This is a genomic window from Streptomyces longwoodensis (assembly GCF_001514125.1).
GTDB classification, from domain to species: Bacteria; Actinomycetota; Actinomycetes; order Streptomycetales; family Streptomycetaceae; genus Streptomyces; species Streptomyces longwoodensis.
The window spans coordinates 229,032-250,615 of sequence record NZ_KQ948557.1; the positions used below are offsets into that span (position 1 = coordinate 229,032).

Here is a 21,584-nt window from a genome sequence, read left to right on the forward strand (position 1 = left end):
CCTAGGCGAAAGCCCGGTCGTACTCGTGCCGCGACCACTTGGTCACATGGCTGACCTGCTCGCCTGTAGGTACGCAGTCCGTTGCCGGCATCTCAGGCACAGAATGGCTCTGTGCCCTCTCGCTCTTAACCCCATACGAGGTGCGCGAGCGCTCCGACAGCATCATGTTCTCAATGATCAAGGGCACCATCAGCAGCAGGAGAGCCCTTGTCATGATGCAGAGCTGCCGCATCGTCGGCAGAGCGAAGTAGTACCGGTCATACGCCGATTGGAGCGGCACGATCTGTGTGAGATAGGTGCCGGCGTCGAACTTCTGCACGGTCAGCCACGTCCGCAGCTCAGGACTGACGGGTCCCGTCAAGCCCGGCCGGTACGCGAACACCCACCGGCAGGACTGCGGATACCGAATGGCCAAGGCTGGGTTCTCGGGCTTCGGGCCGACGAGTGTGAGATCTCCATTGAGGAGATTCCAGAGCCGTGGCAGCTGCTCGATTCCCGACCTTATCAGGAAGAGATCCGAATGCGTTGCCGGTGTCCCGCTCTCACTGACATGCACGTTGAACTTGTAGCGCGTAAAAACGCGCCCGCCCTGACCAACGCGTGGTTGTCGCTCCAGAACCTCCCTTCCCTTGCTCTTGATCAAGAGGAAGCCGATCACCAGCGGAACGCTCATGATTGCCATCGAAACAAGCGAGAAGATGATGTCGATGACTCGCATGACGGATGGCAGCTTGACGAACTCCACATCTTCTGCCAGATTTTCCATGCGCTCATGCCACCATGGCTCGAACTCGGGGTGAATTGTTTCGGCCCGGTCCTGGCGGCGCTTGAAGGTGCGGCGAAAGTTGGAGGATACCGCTCCGGCGGTCACGCCGGCTCCGGCGAAGATCAGCACCTGTGCAATGTCATTGATTGCGTTCAGGTGCGGTGCTACGGCGAAGTACATCACCATGAAGACGATCCAGAGGGAAATCAGGTCCCCCAGGAGTGACACTCCCATCTCCGCAGCGGTGCGAAGGGGAGTCCTCCTTCTTGCTGCTGTCTCGCACGGAGGAGAGCCGGCGGGAACTCCCTGATGCGATGCGATGGCGTTACGGCGTGCGACTTCGATCTTCGCCTGGAGGAGGAGCTCATCTACCTCTGCCTCCGTCGCGAGAGAGCTCGTGACCTCATGGAGACGTGCCTCATAGGCGTTTACGCGGTCGGCTTCTTCGTCCGTCAGTTCGGCCTCGCTGTGCTCGGCCGACCCCACCACACCGCCTCCGGAATTCCGCATCCAGTTCTTCATTTCAGCTTCCCCTCGGCATCCCCCATTGACCTAGCCAGCTCCGGGTATTCCTTTCCAAGGGCGGTAGCCAGCTTTTTCCTTGCGTGACGGAGATTCGAGCGCACTGTAGCCGGAGTCTTTCCCAGCTGCTTGGCAATCTCCTGTGGCTCGAATCCGTCGATCGTCCAAGCCATCACCTGCCGCTGAATCCCTGACAAGTGATTCTCGACGAAATTAACGATGAATTCCCACTCTTCGAGCGTGCTGCCCAACGAATAGGAATCGTCTGATCCGCGACGTGCAATGAAATCAGTGCGCGCCGACCGGTCGACCCTGTTTTCCTTTATGTCGCTGCGCAGGAAATGGTGTGCTGCAGCTTTGCGGCACCAGGGACGTGGTGCCTGTACGGTGTGCCAGTTCTGCAGGAGATCGATAAGAGCGGACTGTGCTGCGTCTTTGGCTTCCTCGAGGGTGGCGCCCAACACGATTACATGTCTCGTCAGGCAGGTGAACTCGGAGCGAAAGAAGTGGTCGTACTTCTTTTGCTCATTGTCCGTAAGGGGCTGAATTTTTTTCTTGGGACGACGGCGGTCCTGCTTCGGCAAAACGGCCGCGCCTTGGAGCGCTGCCTCCTGGCCGAGCGGCATGCCGCTGCCGTCGTCCGGGTCGCGTGTCCCCCTAGGCCACCGCACGAGACATCCCTGTCCCAGTCCGCTTCACGTTCATACCTACGAGGGGCGACGACACCGCCGAACGTGCAATCAGAGACCAAGATTTTTCGCCGCCCGTATGCAGCGAGGCGCTTGTCGTAGCCGCTGCTGCACTTCGTGGAAGGCGTCAGTGCCGTCCGCGGTACAGCGTCACGGCCGCTGGTCACCCTGTTGACCAGGCACTTCCTTAACCGCAGGTGCAGGGAAAGGGGCTGCCAGAGGACAGGCCACCGGATCACAGCGGGATGCCAATGACTCTCGAAGTCACCGACAACGGCCGCAGACTGCCCGCACGGTGATGCTGCGGGGAGGGGGGATCACCCTCGACACGAACGCGCGGAAGGGATCGATGGTCGATCCGATATGGGTGCGCGGGGGAGCGGGCACGCATCGAGGCACGTCGTGCGCGCTTGATCTGCCGCTGCGGTCCGCGTACCGGTCGGCCCAGCCAGCTCTTTCGGCAGTTCGCTGAGAGTGCCACGGCACAAGGTGTCCGGCCGGCCCTCGACTCGGCGCATCGAGAGCAGCCCTGCCTCAGAGGTGCGAATAACAGATCCCAGTCCCCCAACCTCCAGGACGACCCCGCACTGTGCCACGGGGTCCTGAGCAAGGTGATCGCCGCGCCGGTACAGTCGCTCGGCACGTCTGGCCGGAGGGCGTCAACTCCCCTCAGGGGGCGCTTGGTTGCGTGTCCAGGGGAGGAGCGCGAGAGAGGTACTCCACATCGTCCTGTTCCCGTATAGCGGTGGTGTTCAGGCAACCGTAACCTTGCCCCTGGTAGCTGTGGGTAGCCTTACGGGCGCTGTTGGTCGTGGCGGACGGAGTAATCCGTCCGTTGCTCTGCGGCAGCGCACAACCGGCCACTAGAGTTGCTGCGCACCATCCGGGCAGATCGGGGGATCGGGAGGGACTGAGGTGGTGCATGGGGGGAAACCCTTGTGGCGCAGGAGCAGCAAGTGCGGCAACGAGAGCGAGTGCGTGGAGGTCGCGGTGGGACGTGACTGGGTCCTTGCCCGCGATTCGAAGGCCCTTGCCTGGCCCGCTCTGACGTTCACCGCCGGTGTCTGGTCTGACTTTCTAGACGCCGTGAGAGCAGGGGAGTTACAGGACCTGTGACATTCTTAACCAGCCAGAGACACAGGGAAAGGGACCGGATGGGCGCCGGGACGTCGGCCGTTCAGTGTCTGGGCAGGAATGCCCGCAGCCGGTCTGCGACCGTAGGCGGAGCGATCACATTCACCCTCGCCGTCGGTTGTGTCGCCACCCTGGCAGCAGCAACAGCGTCCATGCTGGTGGACAGCGTCTTCTTCAAACGGGTTCTGTGGGTTTCCGTGGCCGTGATCGTGGCGGTCAGTGCCGGCCTGTGGCGCGCAGGAGTGTCTCCTACGGTGCCGCCACCGGATTCTGATCGTCTTCCGTACGGCTCTCAGGCGGGTTCTGCGCCGTAGCGCGTACCGCCCGTCGGCGTAGTATCGCCTGCCCCACCCGCCAGGCCGTCGCACCCAGAAGACTGGCGACTGCGAGTGTCAGGGTGCTTGTGCCAGCCGGCGGCCAGGGCAGCTTCAGACGGGCTGCGTTGTGCACGACGAACACGACGCCCGCCACGATGCCCGCCACGAGGGCCGCCAGGGCTATCAGGAATGCTGCTCCAGCGAGAAGAAGTATCCGCAGTTTGTTCGTCCAGTCCGGTTCGGGCAACCGCAGGTGCCCTGACCGGGCATGTTCCCGCGCGATCAGACTCTGCGCCTGCGCGGGATCCTTGCTGGCCTGTTCCTCAGAGGCCTCTTCGGTCTTGCCGCCCGCTGACTCCGTATCACCGGGCGTGCTTGTCTGTACCCACTCCAGCATGCGCTGCCATATCGGCCTGGAGACCACGCTTCGGCCCTCCCCTGTCCCTCGTCACCCCGGCTGTTAGTGGACGCCGAGGTCCTGCCGGACACGGCTGATCAGGTCGGCCGACTCTGGCTCGTCGAGTGCCATATCGGTGATCGTTCGGAAACACTCCTGGTAACGGGCCAGCAGGCGCAGGTCCTCGCCGCCGGTCATGCTGCCGGCGGCATGCTCCAGATACAGAAGATCGTCATCATCGGCAAAGCCCAGCAGGACGAAGCTGCCCAGCGTGCTGTAGTGCGCTCCAGCCTCGAACGGCAGCACCCTCACGGACACCTTGGGGCGGCTTCCGAGTTCGAGCAAGAAACTCAGCTGCTCCGCAAGCACCTCCTTGCCGCCGACCTGACGCCGTACGGCTGCCTCGTCCAGTACGAACACGCAGGCAGGCCTGTCCGAGTCATCGAACATCCGCTGCTGCCGTTCCATGCGCAGATCCACCACCCTGCGGAACATGTTCTCCTCCAGATCACGGGGACCTAGGAGAGCCTCGGCGTAGGCGCGGGTCTGCAAGTGCCCCGGCACCACGATGGGGTGATACGTATGCAGGGATTCCGCGGCACCCTCATACCCCAGGTACTGGGCGTACTGCGGAGTGATGACCTCGTGGTAGCTCGACCACCAGCTCGGCCCCTTGCTGCCCCGTGCAGCCTGCTCCAGATCTTCGACCTGCTCCGGGTCATCCACCCCGTACAACCCCAGCAGTGCACGAAGATCACTGACGGACACGCCGACTGTGCCGGTCTCGACCCGGATCAGCTTCGACTGGGACCATTCAACCTGCTCGGCGGCCTCCCGCTGGCTCAGATGCGCCTGCTCACGCGCCCGGCGCAGCGCAAGACGTAGCTTGCGCCGGTTCAAACTGGGGTCAACCTGCTGTGTCATCGCCGCTCCTTCTCTGCGCACGTACCCCAAACCTCATCGGCCATGCACAGAAAGTTCCTAGCTCTTTGCCTATCTCATTATGCTCCAACCTTTCTGCATAGAGCCAAACACCACTGAGGGGAGCGTCACACACCGCGAAGGCACCTGCAGCGACCCAGACCGCAGCACCACCTGCTTTGCTCAACGTCACAGCCTGAACCTGCGCTCCCGAACAGCCGTCTTTTTCGCACCGTCAGCGCGCACAGGAGCGCGAGGGGGCGCGCAGACTCACGGTGCGCAACCGACCGCACGCCGGAGCACGCCCCACAGATGTGCTGCGTACCAGCGGGGTGCTTCCACCGCGTCGCCGCTGATACCTGCTCGCGGTGCGACAACGGATTGTCAGGGCCCAGCAGCCGTTGGGAGCGCATGCCCACCCTCACGGCCGTGTCGTACGACGAAGGGTGGGGATCGGTGGCCGCCGCTTCTAGGGGGTGTCTTTCCGATCATCCGATCGTTGGGCTGGTCGTGAGGGATGGGGAGATGACTGACGCCGCGTGGGCGGTGATCGAGCCGTTGTTGCCGCCTGCGGGCCGGGCCCGGGGCAGGTGGCGGGATCACCGCCAGGTGCTGGAGGGCATCGTGTTCAAGTTCCGTACCGGGGTGCCCTGGAGGGATCTGCCGGAGCGGTTCGGGCCCTGGCAGACCGTGCACGGACGTTTCGCCCGCTGGGCTGCCGACGGACCCTTCGACCGGCTTCTGGCCGCGGCCCGGCAGCGGGCGGAGGTGGACTGGCTGGTCGCGCTGGACTCCACGATCGTGCGGGCCCATCAGCACACCGCGGCCAAAGGGGGCTCGAGGAACGCGGCCTCGGACGCTCCCGCGGCGGGCTGACCACCAAGATCCACCTGGCCTGCGACGGGCGGGGCCGACCACTGGCCTTCACGGTCACAGCCGGCACCCGCAACGACTGCACCCAGGCCGAGACGGTCACCGACAAGATCCGCGTCACCCGGCCCTGGCCGGGACGGCCTCGCGTCCGCCCGGAGCGGGTGGTCGCCGACAAGGGCTACTCGGCCCGGACCTTCCGCGCCTACCTGCGCAGACGCGGCATCAAGGCGACCATCCCCGAACGCGTCGACCAGCTCGCGGGCCGACGCCGTCGCCGCGAACGGCCCTGTGGCTTCGACCGAGCCGTCTACCGGCGCCGCAACGTCGTTGAGCGCTGCTTCCACCGTCTCAAGCAGTGGCGCGGCATCGCCACCCGCTACGAGAAACAGCCCGGCCGCTACCTCGCCGCCATCACCCTGGCCAGCACACTCATCTGGCTCCAGTAGTGATCGACAAGACGCTGCCTAGGCCGTGTATCGGAAGTGAATCCGCTCATGAGTCCGTGCGAGTACTCCGCAGGTGCGCCGGCACGGCCCACCACTGGTCCGGGCGGTCCACGACCGGGGCGTCGGGGCCGCTCTCGCCGTACCGGGCGAGGCGCAGAAGGTAGGCCGCGATGCCTGCCGCGCCCTGCATCCACGTCGTCTGGGGCGGCAGCAGCGGCGGGTCCTCGCGGTGTTCCAGAAATCGCCAACGGGCGCCTGCATCATCCCTGATGACCCGGTCGACCAGCGCATTGCCCATCCGGTGCGCGGCCCGCAGCAGGGTCTGCCTCCGCTGCGGCGCCCGGCAGTCCTGGGCGGCGTCCAGCAGGACGTCTCCGACGCCTGCCGTTCCGCAGCAGCGGCCGTCGTTGTCCCAGAAGCCGGGACGGAGGCGTTGCGGCAGGCCCGAGGTGAGGATCGAGGTCATACAGCGGTGCCGCAGTTCGTCGACGTCATGGCCCGCCACCTCGGCGACCCCTGCGTGCGCCAGTGCGGTGAACAGGTGCGAGGTGCCCGCCGGGCCGTGGCACCACGTGTACGTCACCGGTTCCACCTCCCGTTTCGACGGCGGGATCGTGTGCGGGACGACGAAACCGGCGTCCTCCAAGGACCCCACCGAGAGGACGTGCCGGGCGCCTTCCACCGCGGCCTCGATGAAGTCCTGACGGTCCAGGGCGGTGCCCGCGACCGCCAGTGCGGCCGCGATGCCGGCGGTTCCGTGCGAGTAGTTCGGTGCCCTCGACGGCCTCCCCGGCGTCATGCCCCAGTCGAGGCCCGCTTCCGTCCGGTCCGCCGCCCGCAGCAGCGCCTCGCCTCCCGTCGTCGCGATCGCCTCTGCGAACTCGCTCTTCGCCCAGACCGCCGTCATCACGACGCCCGCGGTCCCCATGATGACGTCGGTGAGGGGCGCGTCGGAGCCCGGTTCGAAATCGAGGGTGGTCTTCCATCCGTCGCCGGTCGCCAGGGCGGCCAGCCGCCGCAGTGCCACCGCTTCCTCGCCCGGGGCGAGCAGTCTGAGCGCCGTCGCGTCGCCTGCTAGGCCGTCGTACAGCGAGGGTTCCGTTCGCTGCCCGGCCTGTGCCGACAGCCTGGTCACGATGCCGGTCGCCAGTGCCGCTTCTCGCGCGTTCAGCTCCCGGTACTGCGCGATCTCGGCCAGCACCGGGGCCAAGCCGGCGATCCCCGCGTACAGCGAATCGCGGTCCTGTGGCGGCGACACGGTTTCCGGACCGCCCTTTACCACCGCCTGCACGAGCCATGGGCCCTCGGCCTCGCGCACGTGGTCCAGCACCCACGACCAGGCGGCCTCGCCCACGTCCCGATATACGTCGCTCCTCATCCGGTCACGCTACAACCCCCCGGATGAGCAGGCCCGTTCGGCGGGGTGTCGGCGGTCTGTCGGTTCCGGCGGTCCTGGGTACCGGCTTCCGCGGCTGCCTTCAGGTCACGCAGCCCTGCTTTAAGGCCGTCGCGCGACGGGTGCCGATCACAGCCACTCGTTGATAGCAGCGATCAGGACGGTCGCCTCGTAGCGGACCGCCAGCTTGTCGTAGCGCGTGGCGACGGCGCGGTGCCTCTTGAGGCGGTTGATCCCGCACTCGACCGCGTGGCGCTTGCGGTAGTCGGCCGGGTCGAAACGTGGTGGTCGGCCGCCGCGGGAGCCGAGCTTCTGGCGGTTGCGTGCCTGGTCGGCCTTGTCGGGGATGGTGCAGCGGATTCCGCGGCGCCGCAGGTAAGCGCGGTTTCTGCGGGAGGCGTACGCCTTGTCGGCGCGGACCCGACGGGGACGGACACGTGGCCGACCCGGCCCTATGCGGGGCACGCGGACTTTCTCCAGTACGGGTTCGAACTGCGGCGAGTCCCCGCGTTGCCCGGCCGTGATCACGATCGACATGGGCTTTTGGCCCTGTTCGACGGCGAGGTGCAGCTTGGTGGTGAACCCGCCGCGTGAGCGTCCCAGTCCGTGGTCTCCGGGCTCGGCGAAGACACCGCCCGGTGGTTCCTTCTGCAGGCCACCCTGCCTTCGGGCTCCGGCCGCGTGCTGGTGGGCGCGGCAGACCGTGGAGTCGACGCTCAGGTCCCACGTGATCGCACCCTTCACGTCGGCCAGGGACTGGAGCCGGGTAAGGATCTGCTGCCAGGTTCCGTTCCGCTGCCACCTGCGGAAGAGGTCGTAGACCCGGCCCCACGGTTCGTACTCGACGGGAACGTCCCGCCACGGAACCCCGGTCCGAACTCGGAAGCGTATGCCGTCGATCAACTGCCGCCGGGACCAGACGGGCGGCCGCCCCGCCCTCATACCCTTCGGTAGCAACGGCTCTAACACGGCCCACTGCTCGTCCGTGAGATCACCCCGACCCATGAACTGTGATCATTCACAGCCCAAGATCCACTTTCGATACACGGCCTAGTTGCTGCAGGAGGCGGCGGATGAAGGTGCCTCACTGCCTTCTCCTCGGCGCCCGCGTCGAGCAGTCGTCGAGGCGGTGTCCGTTTCCAGGTCGGTGCGGCCCAGGGCCCGCCGGCATTGGCGGGCAAGGTCTTGTACCTGGTGACCTGCACGACAGAAGGCGGCCTGCGTCTTCAGGCGGTGAGTGGCGTAGTCGCCGCTCTTGCTGCACGGGTAAACCGCTCGCCGCTGGCTGAAACGATGGCTTCCCGTCTTGCCGACCATCGGCGGTCCGCGGGGTCAGTGTTCGCCGAGTGCCGAGAGGTCCGGCAGAGTCATTTCCGCCCAAATCACCTTGCCCTGCGGCGTATACCGGGTGCCCCAACGCTCGGTCACCTGGGAGACCAAGAACAGACCCCGGCCTCCCTCGTCGGTTGTTGCGGCGTAGCGCAGATGCGGCGAGGTGCTGCTGCCGTCGGCCACCTCGCAGATCAGCACACGGTCACGGATCAGCCGCACGTGGATCGGGTCGGAGCCGTAGCGGACGGCATTGGTGATGAGCTCGCTTAGCACCAGTTCCATGCCGAAACCCAGTTCCGCCAAGCCCCACTCGTCAAGCTTGCCGGAAACCGCAAGGCGCATCCCTGACACAGCTGCCGGGTCCTGCGGCACGTCCCAATCGGCGATGTTCTCCGGTGGGAGCGCACGGGTACGCGCGATCAGCAGCGCCACGTCGTCCTTAGGGCGCTCGGGCAGCAGCTCGTCCAGCACCGCCTGGCAGCTCTCCTCCGGCAGCCGGCCGGGATGCCCTGATAGCGACCGGCGCAGCAGTTCAAGCCCCACATCCAGGTCCCGCGTGCGGTCCTCGATGAGCCCGTCGGTATACAGCACGAGCTGGCTGCCCTCGGGCAGCTCCAGTTCGGCCGTCTGGAACGGCATACCGCCCAGGCCCAGTGGCGGTCCCGCGGGTACCTCGGGGAAGATGGCGCTGCCATCGGGATGAACAAGCGCGGGCGCCAGGTGTCCCGCGCGCGCCATGGCACAGCGGCGCGTCACCGAGTCGTAGATTGCGTATAGGCAGGTAGCACCGACGATTTCCGCCGACTCCGGGCACGTCTCATTTTGGTCGATGCGGCCGACGAGGTCGTCCAAATGACTGAGCAGCTCGTCGGGCGGCAGATCGAGCGTGGAGAAGTTGTGCACCGCGGTCCGTAGTCGGCCCATCGTCGCGGCCGCGTGCAGCCCGTGCCCGACCACATCGCCGACGGCTAGCGCCACCCGGCTGCCTGGCAGCGGAATCACATCGAACCAGTCACCGCTCACCCCGGACTGCGCGGGCAGGTAGCGGTAGCCGACGTCAAGGGCGTTCTGTTCCGGCAATGCCCGCGGGAGCAGGCTGCGCTGCAACGTGACGGCCAGCGCGTGTTCGCGGGTGTAGCGGCGGGCGTTGTCGATGCTCACCGCCGAGCGTGCCACCAGCTCCTCCGCGAGCGACAGCTCCTCCTCGTCGAAGGGGCCCTGCTTGGAGCGATAGAAGTTCGCCATGCCCAAGATGACGCCACGAGCCTTGATCGGGGCGGCGATGAGCGAGTGGATGCCGTAATCCAGGATCTGTCGGGTGCGATGCGGGTCCTGCGCGTGCCAGCCATGCGCGGCTGACAAGTCGCGCACCAGCTCAGACCGGCCGGCACCGTAGCCGCGGGCCTGAGGCGTCGACGGCAGGAAGTTGATCAGCCGGCCCTGCTCATAGAGCGGATGGTCGTCGCGGATACCGCGCACGACCACACGCCGCATGTCAGTCGCCGTAGGGGTGGGCTCCTCACCTTGAAGTACGGCGTCAGAGAGATCCACTGTCACGAAGTCGGCGAAGCGAGGTACGGCGACCTCTGCCAGCTCGTCAGCGGTGCGGGCCACATCGAGGCTGGTACCGATACCAATACCAGCGTCATATAGAAGTTCTAGCCGCTCTCGGGCGACTGTCGCGCGTCCGGAGACCATCTGCAGCTCGGTCGAGTCGCGGAGCGTGGCCACAGTCCCCTTGGGGCCTTCGCCGCGGTCGGTAGGCCGCTGGTTGACCGCCAGCAGCCGTCCTCCGGCAAAGTGCAGCTCGTCGTCGGCATCACATCCGGAGGCGAGCAGCTCCACCATCGCCGGGTCGAGGCCGCTCAGCTCGCTAACGTTGCGCCCCTCAACATCGGACGGCAGGTCCAGTAGACGTCTGGCCTCATCGTTGGCGAGCAGCAGACGCCGGTCGTCATCGAGAATGATCACGCCCTCCCGCACTGAGTGCAGCACCGCGTCGTGGTGCTCGTACATGCGCCTCATCTCGTCCGGAGCCAGGCTGTGAGTCTGCCGTCGCAGCCGTCTGCCCATCAGTGCCGTGCCGCCGGTCGACATCAGCAACGCTCCCGCACCGGCGCCCAAAATGATCGGAAGCTGCCGGTTGACCTCGCCGGTGACGCTCTTGACCTTCAGGCCGGCTGAAACAAGGGCGATCACCTTGCCGACGTGGTCCCGCACGGGCACCGTCGCCTGCATTTCGTGGCCGAGCGGGCCGTACACGCTCTCTGTGTAAACCCGGCCGGCCAAGGAAGGGCCGATCCGGCCCACAAACTGCTTGCCGATCCGGCTCGGTATCGGATGGGTGTAGCGAACGCCTCTCTTGTCCATCACCACGATGAAGTCCACGCCTGCGGTCTTCCGCCCCGCCTCGGTAAGCGGCTGGAGCACCTCGGATGGGTCGGGTCCGGCCAGCGCCTGCTGGATACCCGGCGAGTGAGCAAAGGTCTGCGCCACGGCTACGGACCGGTGCTTGGCTTCCGCGGCCATGTCCCGTTCCGACTGAAGCACGAGAGCGATGACAGCGCCCACCACAAGGAGAATCACCAGGACCGCCTGGAGGAGGACGGCTTGTCCGGCGACGCTGCGTGAGCTCTTGCTGACCATCAAGCGCTTATACGAGCGCCCGAAGCGTCCAGCTTGGCGTGACATATGACATTTTTACACCGGTCGAGTGGCGAATGGCTAGGTTCTCCCTGCCCTGGCATCAGACCGCTCCGCCTCCGGGCTGCACGCTTCAGCGGCTGCTTCATCCTGGTCAGCGAGGCTGGCGATGTCGAAATGGGTGCTTTCCACGGTGTGGGAATCAGGCTTCGAGGAAGGCCGCTGCCGTTGTACTGGGCAGGGCCGGGGAGACGGCACGGCGGACTATGACAAGGAGCCGTTGCGCCGATGACAGGGTCGGCTTCTACGGCGCTACCGTCGGTGAGGCGCAGTTTCACCGTCCGGTCGGGGTGACGGCTGCCAGAGTGCAGCCCCAGCGGATGGCGGGCGAGGAACTGACACGGCTCGCATTGAAGGCCCGAACGTGTGAGCCGGCCACGGCGCAGTCGTCCAGGCCCAGGACTCACTGGTGTCGGCGGAAGCGGCGGGCCCGGGGTGCGGGGCGAGTGAGTGCTTTGGAGAGTTCGGTGTCGTCATGGTCGGGGAACGGCATTCCGGCGGCTTGGTGATGGGTTCGGGACTGCTGGAGGGCGCGGAGGACGTCTTGGCGCCGGCCGGTGGCGCCGTAGAGGCGGGCTAAGCGGAAGCTGGCCTGAGCGGCACCGACGTGGTCGGTGGGGCCAGCGAGGGCTTGTTCTGCCAGCTCGATGGCGTCGCTGAGGCGGTTTGTCTCAGCGACGAGCAGGGCCTGCACGGTCAGAGCCCTGCTGAGGCCTCGGTGGTCGCCGCAGGCCTCAGTCTCCCTGAGCGCGTGGCTGATCGACTCGGCGGCGGCCTGGTCGCCCTCGTAGAGGGCCATATCGGCGAGCCCCAGTGTGATCCAGGTGTGCCCGCGGTGGTCTCGGACGGCGTGCAGGAGCTGGGCGGCCTGTTCGTAGTGGGCGCGAGCTGCGGGCCATCGCGGATCCTGTTCGGGACCGCTGGTGGCGTCATGCCCGGGCCAGGGCCCTTCATACCAGCGGCGAGGAAGCGGACAGCCGTCCACCGTGCTCTCCTTCTCGGTGTCGGCGCGAGTGCGTAGCACCCAGCCGACGCCGCGGACTTCGTCATTGGCTGCGAACAAGGCCTGCGACGCGTCGAGTTGGGCGAGGGCTTGTGTGTAGCGAGTCCAGTGCCGGTTGATCACCGCCTTTTCCCGCAGGGCCCAGGCCAGTCCACGCTCAAGCGGCAGGGCCCTGAAGAGCCTCTCGGCCGCGATGAGCCGTTGCATGGCTTCCCTCAGTACGCCCTGCTGGCGTAGCAGAATTCCCAGGTTGCCCAGGGCGTCGCCCTCGCCGCGTGCGTCGCCCGAGCTTTGGAAAAGAGCGATCGCTTCCCTGAAGCACTCCGCGGCTCTGCCCACGTCACTGCCGCTGTCACGCAAGGCTTCGCCGAGATTGCGCAGCAGAGCGGCACGGGCCCGGCCATCTCCCAGATGGCCGGCCGCATCCAACGCGAGCTCATGGACCTGGCTGCTGATGTCCCAGCGCCATTGGTGCTCAAGAGCGATACTCATCGCGTCGGTGATCTCCCAGCACAGTTCCCACCACCCGCGAGCATGGGCATGGGCGACAGCTGCCACCAGCACGACCCGCTCGGCTTCGAACCACTCGACGGCCTCCCACACATCTGCCGCCACAGCGTCGCCCGGCGGCAACTGCCGGACCGCCCCGTCACGGCCGCTGTGCCGGGCACCGGCTGGCCGTAACCGAGTGTCGGCTACGTCGGCCGCGCTGAGCAGGGCGCCCAGCAGACGCCGCACGGCGCGGTCGGCCTCGTCCGCGGGATGCTCGGCCGCCAGCTCCTTGGAATACCCGCGCGCGAGATCGTGCAGCACAATGCGCTGGCCCTCTGACGTGCCGCGCCGAGCCTGCACCAGATGCGCAACGACCACCGAAGGCGGCTCCCGCAGCCCCTGCCGAGGGCACAGCGGTCACTGGCACAGAAACACTCAAGACCGCCGGGGGGCAGCGCATGGGCAACAGGCGTTCTCCGCAGCGAGCGCCTGTTGAACGGCATACGCGGCCGACCTGAGGTCTTGGTACATCTTCGGAAGAGCCTGCAGCAATACGAATCGTGTCGTCAGCTGCCGATGGTGGCCCTCCTGGAGCGGTAACACTGAAGACGCTCAATCAGTAGGCGGAGCAGGCAGGCTCCACTCGTCCTTACCGGGTGAACGCCCAGTGGTGTATGCGCGAGTCATCCACCTCTGCAGGTGTGGAGCCTGAGCCAACAGCTGGCGGTGGGCGCGGACCGCATGGTGGTGCAGAGCTTCTGCTATGGGTGCCTCGACGGCTTCCTGACGCCAGACGAGAAGATTGCGCTGCCACAGAGGGTCTCCTGCCAGAGGCTTGACCAAGACTCCGTCGATGGGACACAAGGTGGGTTGAACGGCTGTCACCCCCAGACCTCTGGCGATCATCGTCTGCAGCTGATCGAGTAGATGAAACTCGTGAGTCTTAGCGGGAGTGAAACCAGCGGCATGGCATGCGTCGTAAAAGGCTCCGGGCCAGCCCGCCCCGTCGTCCGAGGAGACGAACCAAGTGTCCTCGCGTAGCTCCTCCAGCGGCACCTCGATGCGGTGTGCCAGGGCGTGGTCGGCGTGTATCGCCACGAAGACCGGAACGGTGTTGATGGCGCGGTGCGCGAGGGCGGCGGAATGCTTCATCGGCTGTCCGGGATAGTCGACGCCCAGTGCGGCATCGAGTTCGCCGGCTTCCAGAAGCCGGAGGAGCTCGCTGGTGGCATACACGCTGTGGACGGAGACTGTGAGGTCCGGGCAGGTATGACGAAGAGTGTCCAGCAGCGCCGGTACTACTGGTGTGTTGGTCGCGCCCAGCCGGATCGTACTGGCTGCGGCGGTCACGCGGTCCGTGTGCCGTCGTGCAAGAGCATCGGCACGGTGCAGGATCTCGCGAGCTTGGCTTACGACATCTGCCCCGTAAGCGGTCAGACCCATGCCAGTGCTACTGCGAACAAACAGTCCCTCACCCAGCAGTCGTTCGATGCGGCGGAGCTGCGTGCTCAGTGCGGGCTGGGTGAAGCCGAGTGAGGTAGCTGCCCGGCCGACGCTGCCAGAGTCCGCTATCGCGCACAGCACACGCAGATGACGCAGCTCCAGTTCCATCGGTACACCTCGTCGTGTCGCGGAAGCAGCGCCCATTATGCGCACGGGTGCCAGCCCTCAGACAAACGGTGCTCGGCACTCGCGAGGTATAGCCGTATGGCCTGGCTGACGAGCCGACTGCAGGCACCTGAATTTATGCCCTCTCCATCCTTTTTCTTATGCCCTCACCGGTTGTCCTGACGGAGTGGCTCCTGGAACTGTCCCCTGTGCGTCCTGCTTGCGTCCGGGTGCATGGGCCGGCACGCCGTGACGCCTGCACCGCTGTGGCACAGCGTTCTGCCTGTGGAGTGCTCGCGCGCCGCAGCGCCAGCGGGTCCGATCCGTGCTGAGCGCCTCGTGTCCAAGGAGAAACACTGTGCCTCACTCCCAGATCCGCTTCACTGTCGAAGCGACTGCAGCTGCGGTTCACAGTGCTCGCCATCGTGTCTCCAGGGCGGTGAGGTCGTGGACTGCGTCATCTGACGACGAGTTGTCCTTCCGGCTGGAACTGGTCGCTTCGGAGTTGCTCACCAACGGCCTCGAGCACGCAGGGGGGCCTATGTTGGTCGAGGTGGTGCTGGACGCGGGCCTCCTCGTGATTGCGGTCCACGACGGCAGTTCGACAAAGCCCCAACCCTGTGACGCGGACGTCGATGATGAGCGAGGGCGTGGTCTTGCGCTCATCGAGGCTCTCTGTCTGTTCCAAGGATCTGACCGCACCACCGCCGGCAAGCGCTGTTGGGCGGCTTTGCCTGCGGCATCGTTACTCAGACCGGAAGTCAGCGAGTTACGGCACGATGCTCAGGACGGCGGAACCGAGGTGGACCAGGCGCGCTGGTCGGTGACTCCCGCCGGAGAGAAGCTGCTGTCGAGCATTTTCCCGTCGATATGATGCCGCAGCTTTCGTGGAGAAGTCCAAACCCGCATATCCAGCTGGTGAGACAGAAACTTTGACAAGGGGGCGCACCTATGACTGATTCGTTGCAGGATTCAATAATTGCGACAGAGGCGGACGAGAACCGCAAGCGTAAGAACGGTCTGTACCGGCAGGTAAGCGCCGAACTCGCCGATAACATGAAGCAGGGCTGGGCAGATACCGAACGCCGTGACCTCAGACCGATCGCACAGGCGGCATACACCGCGCGGCGCAGGCTGGAGCTGTCCGCACGCTTTCCCGATGAACTGCTGGTGGTACCGGCCGGCAGGGTGAAGGTCCGTGCCAACGACACGTCTTATCCCTTCAGGGCCTGTTCGGACTACGTCTACCTGACCGGTGACCAGTCCCCGGGCGCTGTGCTGATCATGGAGCCGGGACAGTACGGAGGGCACCGGGCGCGCATCTACATGCTTCCGCGTTCCGATCGTGAGACAGGCGAGTTCTGGCTCGACTATCACGGTGAACTCTGGGACGGGCGCCGGAACAGTCTGGCCGAGAACGAGCAGTTGCTCGGCCTGCCCTGCCTCGACGTGCGCACGCTCACCGATCGACTCAAGACAGCTACCGCCCCGGTGCGTCTGCTGCGGGGCTACGACGCAGACATCGATGCAGTGGTGGGCACGGAGGCCGGATACGAGGGCGACGAGGAGTTCCGCGTCGTGCTCTCAGAGATGCGCCTGGTCAAGGACGAGTTCGAGATCGCCGATCTCCGCTTCGCCTGCGAGGCCACTGCGCTCGGCTTCGAGGACGTTGTCCGCGCCCTCGCTACCGCCGAGCCGACCCCCGAGCGCCTCATAGAAGGAACATTCTGGACGCGCGCACGCATCGAGGGGAACGACGTCGGCTACTCATCGATCTGTGCGGCGGGTTCTCACGCCACAACCCTGCACTGGGTCCGCAATGACGGCGAAGCGCGGCCCGGTGATCTCCTGCTACTCGATGCCGGCGTAGAGACCCGCAACCTCTACACGGCCGACGTCACACGCACCCTGCCCGTTGGCGGCCGCTTCACCGCGGTACAGCGGAAGGTCTACGACGCGGTGTATGCGGCGCAAGAGGCCGGCATCGCCGCGGTCAAGCCGGGGGCCGCTTTCCGTGACTTCCACGACGCGGCACAGCGGGTACTGGCCGAGCACCTCGCCGCCTGGGGCCTGTTCGGAGACCGGTCGGCGAACGAGGCCTACGAACTCGGGCTGCAGCGACGATGGACACTCGCCGGCACCGGTCACATGCTCGGCCTGGACGTCCACGACTGCGCCAAGGCGCGGACCGAAACGTATGTGGACGGCACGCTGGCACCAGGCATGGTGCTCACCGTCGAGCCCGGCATCTACTTCCAGCCCGACGATCTGACGGTTCCTGCCGACTACCGCGGCATCGGCGTGCGCATCGAGGACGACATCCTCGTAACCGAGGAAGGCAACGAAAACCTGTCCTGCGGTCTTCCACGAGAAGCAAGCGAAATAGAAGCATGGATGGCCCGGCTGCGCGACTGAATTTCCTCTAAGCCCTGACACCTGCACGTCCGAGACGGAGATAAAAGGCGGTTTGTGCTGTATGGGTAACGATGAATGCCAGGCTCCGGCCGCCCCAGTGACCGACCCGTTCCTGGGGGGATGGGCGAATACGGATCTGCAAGTGCCGCTCATGCCGGGAGCGATATATGCGGCTGCTCGCCGCTCGGCGGTGTCCAAGCGTTTCCCCGACGAAAGAATAATCGTTCCATCAGGTGGACTCAAAGTCAGAAGCAACGACTTCGACTACGCGTTCCGTCCGCACTCCGCATTCATCCACCTCACCGGGGAGGAGGGCACGCAGGCAGTTCCTGACAGCGTCCTCGTCTTCGAACCCTCCCAGAGCGGCCACTCGGTCACCCTGTTCACCCGCCCTCGGTCGGCACGCGCACCCGGCCCGAAGGGCACAGAGTTCTACAGCGACCGGCGGCACGGTGAGTTCTGGACCGGCAGGCGCCGCACCATCGCCGAGACTGCGGACGCACTCGGCGTGGAGACCGCCGCAAACGACGATCTCGAACGGGCGCTCGGCGGAGCCCTTCCCACTCGTGTACTGCGCGGGATAGACCAGCGTGTCGACGCCCTGGTCCCGCCGGCGCCGCAGGCCGACGCCGAACTGGTCACCTTCCTGTCGGAGTTGCGCCTGATCAAAGACGAGTGGGAAATCGATCAGCTGCGCATCGCCGTCGACTGCACAGCCGCAGGATTCCACGACGTCGCTGGCGAGATGCATCGAGCGACGAGCTTTGGAAGGGGAGAACGCTGGATCGAGGGCACGTTCAACCGGCGAGCCCGGCTCGGAGGGAACGGTCTGGGATTCGAGACCATCGCGGCGGCCGGAGCACACGCCTGCGTCCTGCACTGGATGCGCAATGACGGCCCCGTGAAGAATGGAGACCTGCTGCTGCTGGACGCGGGTGTCGAGGCCGACTCCTTCTACACCGGCGACATCACACGCACGCTGCCGGTCAGCGGGCACTTCACCGACACCCAGCGCCGCGTCTACGACCTGGTGTTCGCCGCTCAAGCCGCAGGTATAGCCGCGCTCCGCCCCGGCGCCCGCTACCGCGAGTTCCACGACGCCGCGATGCGGGTGATCGCTGAAGGCCTTGACGCCTGGGGGCTGCAGCCGTACGGCAGGACCGCTGCGACCTCCGAGTCCGATCTCTACCGCCGGTACACCGTATGCGGCTCAGGCCACATGCTGGGTCTGGACTGTCACGACTGTGCCAGTGCCCGCAGCGAGACCTACATGGACGGCCTGCTCGAAGCCGGGCACGTCCTCACCGTGGAGCCCGGCCTGTACTTCCAGCCTGACGACCTGACGGTGCCCGAAGAGCTGCGTGGCATCGCCGTACGGATCGAGGACGACTTCGTCATCACGGCCGACGGGCCCGTATGCCTGTCATCGGAGCTTCCGCGCAGCGCAGACGGTGTGGAGGCCTGGATAGCGTCCCTACGCTGACTCACGCGGCGCCCCGGCGCCGCCGACAGCAGATCGTCGGGACGGATACCCCGGCGTCCGGGGCACACCGCGGATCCGGCTGCGGCCGCGCTCGCTCCGCCCAGCGAGTGGCTGCATGTCCACTCAGGCAACGTGACATTGTATAGTAGGAGGCCATTGGGCTGGATCCGTGGAGGAGCGAAGATGCCTCATCTCAAACCGCAGGCAATCTCCGTTCAGACGCATCTACGCGATCAGGTTGCCAGTGCCCTCCGGTCCGCCCTCATCGCCGGCGAGCTCCGCCCAGGCGTCGTCTATTCCGCTCCCACGCTGGCAGCTGATCTCGGTGTCTCCGCCACCCCAGTACGTGAAGCCATGCTTGACCTGGCCCGGGAGGGGCTGGTCGAAGCGGTGCGCAACAAGGGTTTCCGCGTCACGGAGATGACTGACCAGGACCTCGACGAGTTCACCGAAATCCGGACTCTGATCGAGGTCCCCACCGTGGGACGTGTCAGCGCAGTGGCCAGCGCTGATCAGCTGGAGGCATTGCGTCCGCTCGCGCAGCAGATTGTCACCGCAGCTCAAGAGCACGACGTGCTGAAGTACCTCGAATCGGATCACCAGTTTCATCTGCAGCTTCTGGCCCTGGCCGGCAATCATCACCTTGTGGAGGTGGTCGCCGATCTCCGCAAGCGTTCTCGTCTGTTCGGGCTGGCGAGCCTCAACGAGACGGGACGACTGGTTGCCTCCGCTCAGGAGCACATCGAACTTCTTGATCTGATCGTGGGTGGCAAGACGCAAGAGGCCGAGGACTGCATGCGGCGGCATCTCGCCCACGTGCGCACTCTGTGGGCCGACGGCCGGGCCGAGGCTGAGGAGCGCAAGCTGGCCCATCGGCTCGGCAGCCGCTGAGGCCCTTCACTGCTCCCATGCGGCTTTCGCGCTTGCGTGAAAGCCGCTATGCGATTCTTCTCGTCAGCATTATGACGCCGCATCGTCTCTAGGTGCCGCGGCCCGCTGCACCTGTACTGCTGCTTCGTTGGTCTATTGCGCCCGAACGTGCGACGGCGGGCTGACCGTCTATGCATTGTGGTTGCCGCCGCACGGCAAGGCGCTATCTGAGCGAGGTCTGCCCGCCGTGGCATATCCGGGCAGGCGTTGTGATGCGCGAAGCGAGCTGACCCTGCGCCGGCACACCCACCAAATGCCCGTGGGCGGGGGCCGCTCCATGTCTAGTGCTTGCCGCCGGGACACAGATCGGTAACGAGGCGCCATAACCCTTGGCTATAAAATTTCACATTACTATGTTACCGGTCACACCTCACGGGATCTCGTATCCCCGCCTCCTAGGAGTGGCCATGTCTCGTCAAACTCGTGCTCTGTCCACAGCGCTGAGCGCCTCGCTCGCACTGGCCCTGCTGGGCGCTTGCACCACTCAGGAGGGGGGCAGCGACCCCGACAGGCGCGAGCAGCCTGGAGTCGCCACCGGCACCATCATCGGCGGCCTACCGAAGAAGGGCGGCACGCTCACCGTGCTGTCCAACCAGGACTTCGGTCACCTGGACCCGGCCCGCAACTGGGTGATGCCGACCATGGACTTCGGTACCCGCCTGCTCTATCGCACCCTGACGACGTTCAAGGCCGCCCCCGGCGACCAGGGCAGTGGAATCGTCCCGGACCTGGCTACCGACCTCGGCAAGCCGTCCAAGGGTGGGCGGGTCTGGACGTTCAAGCTCAAGCCCGGCCTGAAGTACGAAGACGGCAGCCCCATCCGGGCCCAGGACATCAAGTACAACGTCGAGCGATCCTTCGCCCCCGACCTGGTCGGAGGCCCCGACTACGCCCAGCGCTACCTGGCCGATACCGACGGCTACACCGGGCCCCTGCAGGGCAAGCACCTTGACTCGATCCAGACGCCCGACGAGCGCACCATCATCTTCTCGCTGCGCAGACCCGTCGCCGAGTTCTCCTACACGGTCACGCTGCCCACCTTTTCTCCTGTGCCGCAGTCGCAGGAGAAGGGCGTGCAGTACGACCTGCGCCCATTCTCCTCCGGTCCCTACAAGATCAAGAGCTACGCACGGGGCAAGAAGCTGATACTGGTCCGCAACCCCCACTGGGCCAAGACCACGGACCCGGTGCGCGAGGCCTACCCGGACCAGATCGTCGTGCAGATGGGGCTGAAGGGCGGTCAGATCGACGACCGCATCATTGCCAGCGAGGGTGCTGACGCTTCGTCCGTCGAGTGGTCCGACATGCAGCCGTCCAGCATCGCCAAGGTGCTGCCGCGGCCCGAGGTCAAAAGAAGGCTGGTCGCCGAGCGGACCGGCTGCACCGACATGCTCGCCCTCAACACCTCCCGGCCGCCGTTCAGCAACCTGAAGCTGCGTCAGGCGATGCAGTACGCGGTCGACAAGTCCGCCCAGGTGACCGCCAGCGGCGGACCCGCCCTCAACGACATCGCAACCCGCTACCTCCCGCCGGCACTCACCGGTGAGGGACGCTCCAACTCGGCCTACGGGCGCTCGACCACCAGCCACGCTGACAAGGCCAAGAAGCTCCTCGCCGAGGGCGGCAAGCCCAACGGCTTCTCCACCACGATCACCGTGTCCACGGGCGACAAGACCCGAGCCGAGGCCCTCCAGCAGAGCCTTTCCCAGGTAGGCGTCCGCCTGAAGATCCAGACCGTCGACCCTTCCGTCTACTACGACACCATCGGTGACACCAAGCACGCGCCCGACATGGCCATCAACGGCTGGTGCCCCGACTACCCCTCGGGTTCCACCTTCCTGCCCTTCGTCTTCGACGGCCGGACCATCAAGGAGAAGGGCAACCAGGGCAACGTCTCCCAGTTCCGCGACAAGGCAGTGGAGAAGCGGATGGACGAGATCGCCGCGATGTCTGACGCAGCCAGCGCCGACCGGGCCTGGAACGATCTTGACATCGTCATCCAGAGCAAGTCACCGGCCGTTCCCCTGCTGTGGAAGCGCAAGCCCTTGCTTGTCGGCGACAACATCGCCGGAGCCTTCGGCCACGGCGCCTGGACGGGGCAATTCGACTTCGCAGTGATCGGCTTGAAAGACCCGTCCAAGAGCAAGGGCTGAGGAC

The 21,584-nt window shown here is 65.8% G+C and carries 16 protein-coding genes; 7 read left to right on the forward strand and 9 right to left on the reverse strand.

The features are described 5' to 3' along the window. Nucleotide 1 precedes the first annotated feature (1 nt). Both AQJ30_RS24090 and AQJ30_RS37195 read right to left on the reverse strand, forming a co-directional pair. Nucleotides 2–1,288, reverse strand: coding sequence for a sugar transferase (locus AQJ30_RS24090; protein ID WP_079084251.1), 1,287 nt, complete (start codon nt 1,286–1,288; stop codon nt 2–4). Then, on the reverse strand, nt 1,285–1,914 hold the full coding sequence (locus AQJ30_RS37195) for an RNA polymerase sigma factor (protein ID WP_079084252.1): 630 nt from the start codon (nt 1,912–1,914) through the stop codon (nt 1,285–1,287). Before AQJ30_RS37195 ends, AQJ30_RS24090 begins: the two co-directional genes overlap by 4 nt. A 1,053-nt stretch (nt 1,915–2,967) precedes the next feature. Here AQJ30_RS37195 and AQJ30_RS39500 point away from each other — a divergent pair. Next, complete coding sequence (locus AQJ30_RS39500) at nt 2,968–3,093, forward strand: DUF397 domain-containing protein (protein ID WP_245727077.1); 126 nt, start codon at nt 2,968–2,970, stop codon at nt 3,091–3,093. A gap of 267 nt (nt 3,094–3,360) precedes the next feature. Here the strand turns inward: AQJ30_RS39500 and AQJ30_RS38510 are convergent, their stop codons facing one another. Together AQJ30_RS38510 and AQJ30_RS24100 are read right to left on the reverse strand one after the other, a co-directional pair. Further along, a complete protein-coding gene (locus tag AQJ30_RS38510) occupies nt 3,361–3,852 on the reverse strand; it encodes a hypothetical protein (RefSeq protein ID WP_159052377.1) in 492 nt (163 codons plus the stop codon). 36 nt (nt 3,853–3,888) lie between these two features. Next, entirely contained in the window at nt 3,889–4,749 is an 861-nt protein-coding gene (locus AQJ30_RS24100; protein ID WP_067237718.1) for a helix-turn-helix domain-containing protein, read from the reverse strand. A gap of 507 nt (nt 4,750–5,256) precedes the next feature. Here AQJ30_RS24100 and AQJ30_RS37210 point away from each other — a divergent pair. After that, nucleotides 5,257–6,065 (forward strand): IS5 family transposase gene (locus tag AQJ30_RS37210; protein WP_425424170.1). Its coding sequence is split into 2 segments (ribosomal slippage): nt 5,257–5,569 and nt 5,569–6,065, totalling 810 coding nucleotides; the frame shifts between segments, so codons are not numbered across the junction. 46 nt (nt 6,066–6,111) lie between these two features. Here the strand turns inward: AQJ30_RS37210 and AQJ30_RS24115 are convergent. The 5 genes from AQJ30_RS24115 to AQJ30_RS37215 form a co-directional block, all read right to left on the reverse strand. Then, nucleotides 6,112–7,443, reverse strand: a complete 1,332-nt coding sequence (locus AQJ30_RS24115) for a lanthionine synthetase LanC family protein (protein ID WP_067237721.1) — start codon at nt 7,441–7,443, stop codon at nt 6,112–6,114. Between the two features lie 147 nt (nt 7,444–7,590). Then, nucleotides 7,591–8,466, reverse strand: a complete 876-nt coding sequence (locus AQJ30_RS24120; RefSeq protein WP_067237724.1) for an IS5 family transposase — start codon at nt 8,464–8,466, stop codon at nt 7,591–7,593. A 327-nt stretch (nt 8,467–8,793) separates the two neighbouring features. Then, on the reverse strand, nt 8,794–11,439 hold the full coding sequence (locus tag AQJ30_RS24125; RefSeq protein WP_067237726.1) for a SpoIIE family protein phosphatase: 2,646 nt from the start codon (nt 11,437–11,439) through the stop codon (nt 8,794–8,796). A gap of 460 nt (nt 11,440–11,899) precedes the next feature. Then, complete coding sequence (locus AQJ30_RS24130; protein WP_067237729.1) at nt 11,900–13,369, reverse strand: tetratricopeptide repeat protein; 1,470 nt, start codon at nt 13,367–13,369, stop codon at nt 11,900–11,902. A 234-nt stretch (nt 13,370–13,603) separates the two neighbouring features. After that, a complete protein-coding gene (locus tag AQJ30_RS37215) occupies nt 13,604–14,602 on the reverse strand; it encodes a LysR family transcriptional regulator (protein ID WP_079084256.1) in 999 nt (332 codons plus the stop codon). Between the two features lie 355 nt (nt 14,603–14,957). Here AQJ30_RS37215 and AQJ30_RS24145 point away from each other — a divergent pair, with 355 nt between their 5' ends. The 5 genes from AQJ30_RS24145 (at nt 14,958) to AQJ30_RS24165 (ending at nt 21,580) form a co-directional block, all read left to right on the forward strand. After that, a complete protein-coding gene (locus AQJ30_RS24145) occupies nt 14,958–15,473 on the forward strand; it encodes an ATP-binding protein (protein WP_067237738.1) in 516 nt (171 codons plus the stop codon). 77 nt (nt 15,474–15,550) lie between these two features. Next, nucleotides 15,551–17,014 (forward strand): aminopeptidase P family protein, encoded by a 1,464-nt coding sequence (locus tag AQJ30_RS24150; protein WP_067237741.1) that lies wholly within the window; start codon nt 15,551–15,553, stop codon nt 17,012–17,014. Between the two features lie 61 nt (nt 17,015–17,075). Further along, entirely contained in the window at nt 17,076–18,497 is a 1,422-nt protein-coding gene (locus tag AQJ30_RS24155; RefSeq protein ID WP_067237744.1) for an aminopeptidase P family protein, read from the forward strand. A gap of 183 nt (nt 18,498–18,680) precedes the next feature. Continuing rightward, nucleotides 18,681–19,388 carry a GntR family transcriptional regulator gene (locus tag AQJ30_RS37220; RefSeq protein ID WP_079084257.1) on the forward strand — a complete coding sequence of 236 codons (708 nt, stop codon included), beginning with the start codon at nt 18,681–18,683 and terminating at the stop codon, nt 19,386–19,388. A 446-nt stretch (nt 19,389–19,834) separates the two neighbouring features. Next, on the forward strand, nt 19,835–21,580 hold the full coding sequence (locus AQJ30_RS24165) for an ABC transporter substrate-binding protein (RefSeq protein WP_067237750.1): 1,746 nt from the start codon (nt 19,835–19,837) through the stop codon (nt 21,578–21,580). Nucleotides 21,581–21,584 lie beyond the last annotated feature (4 nt).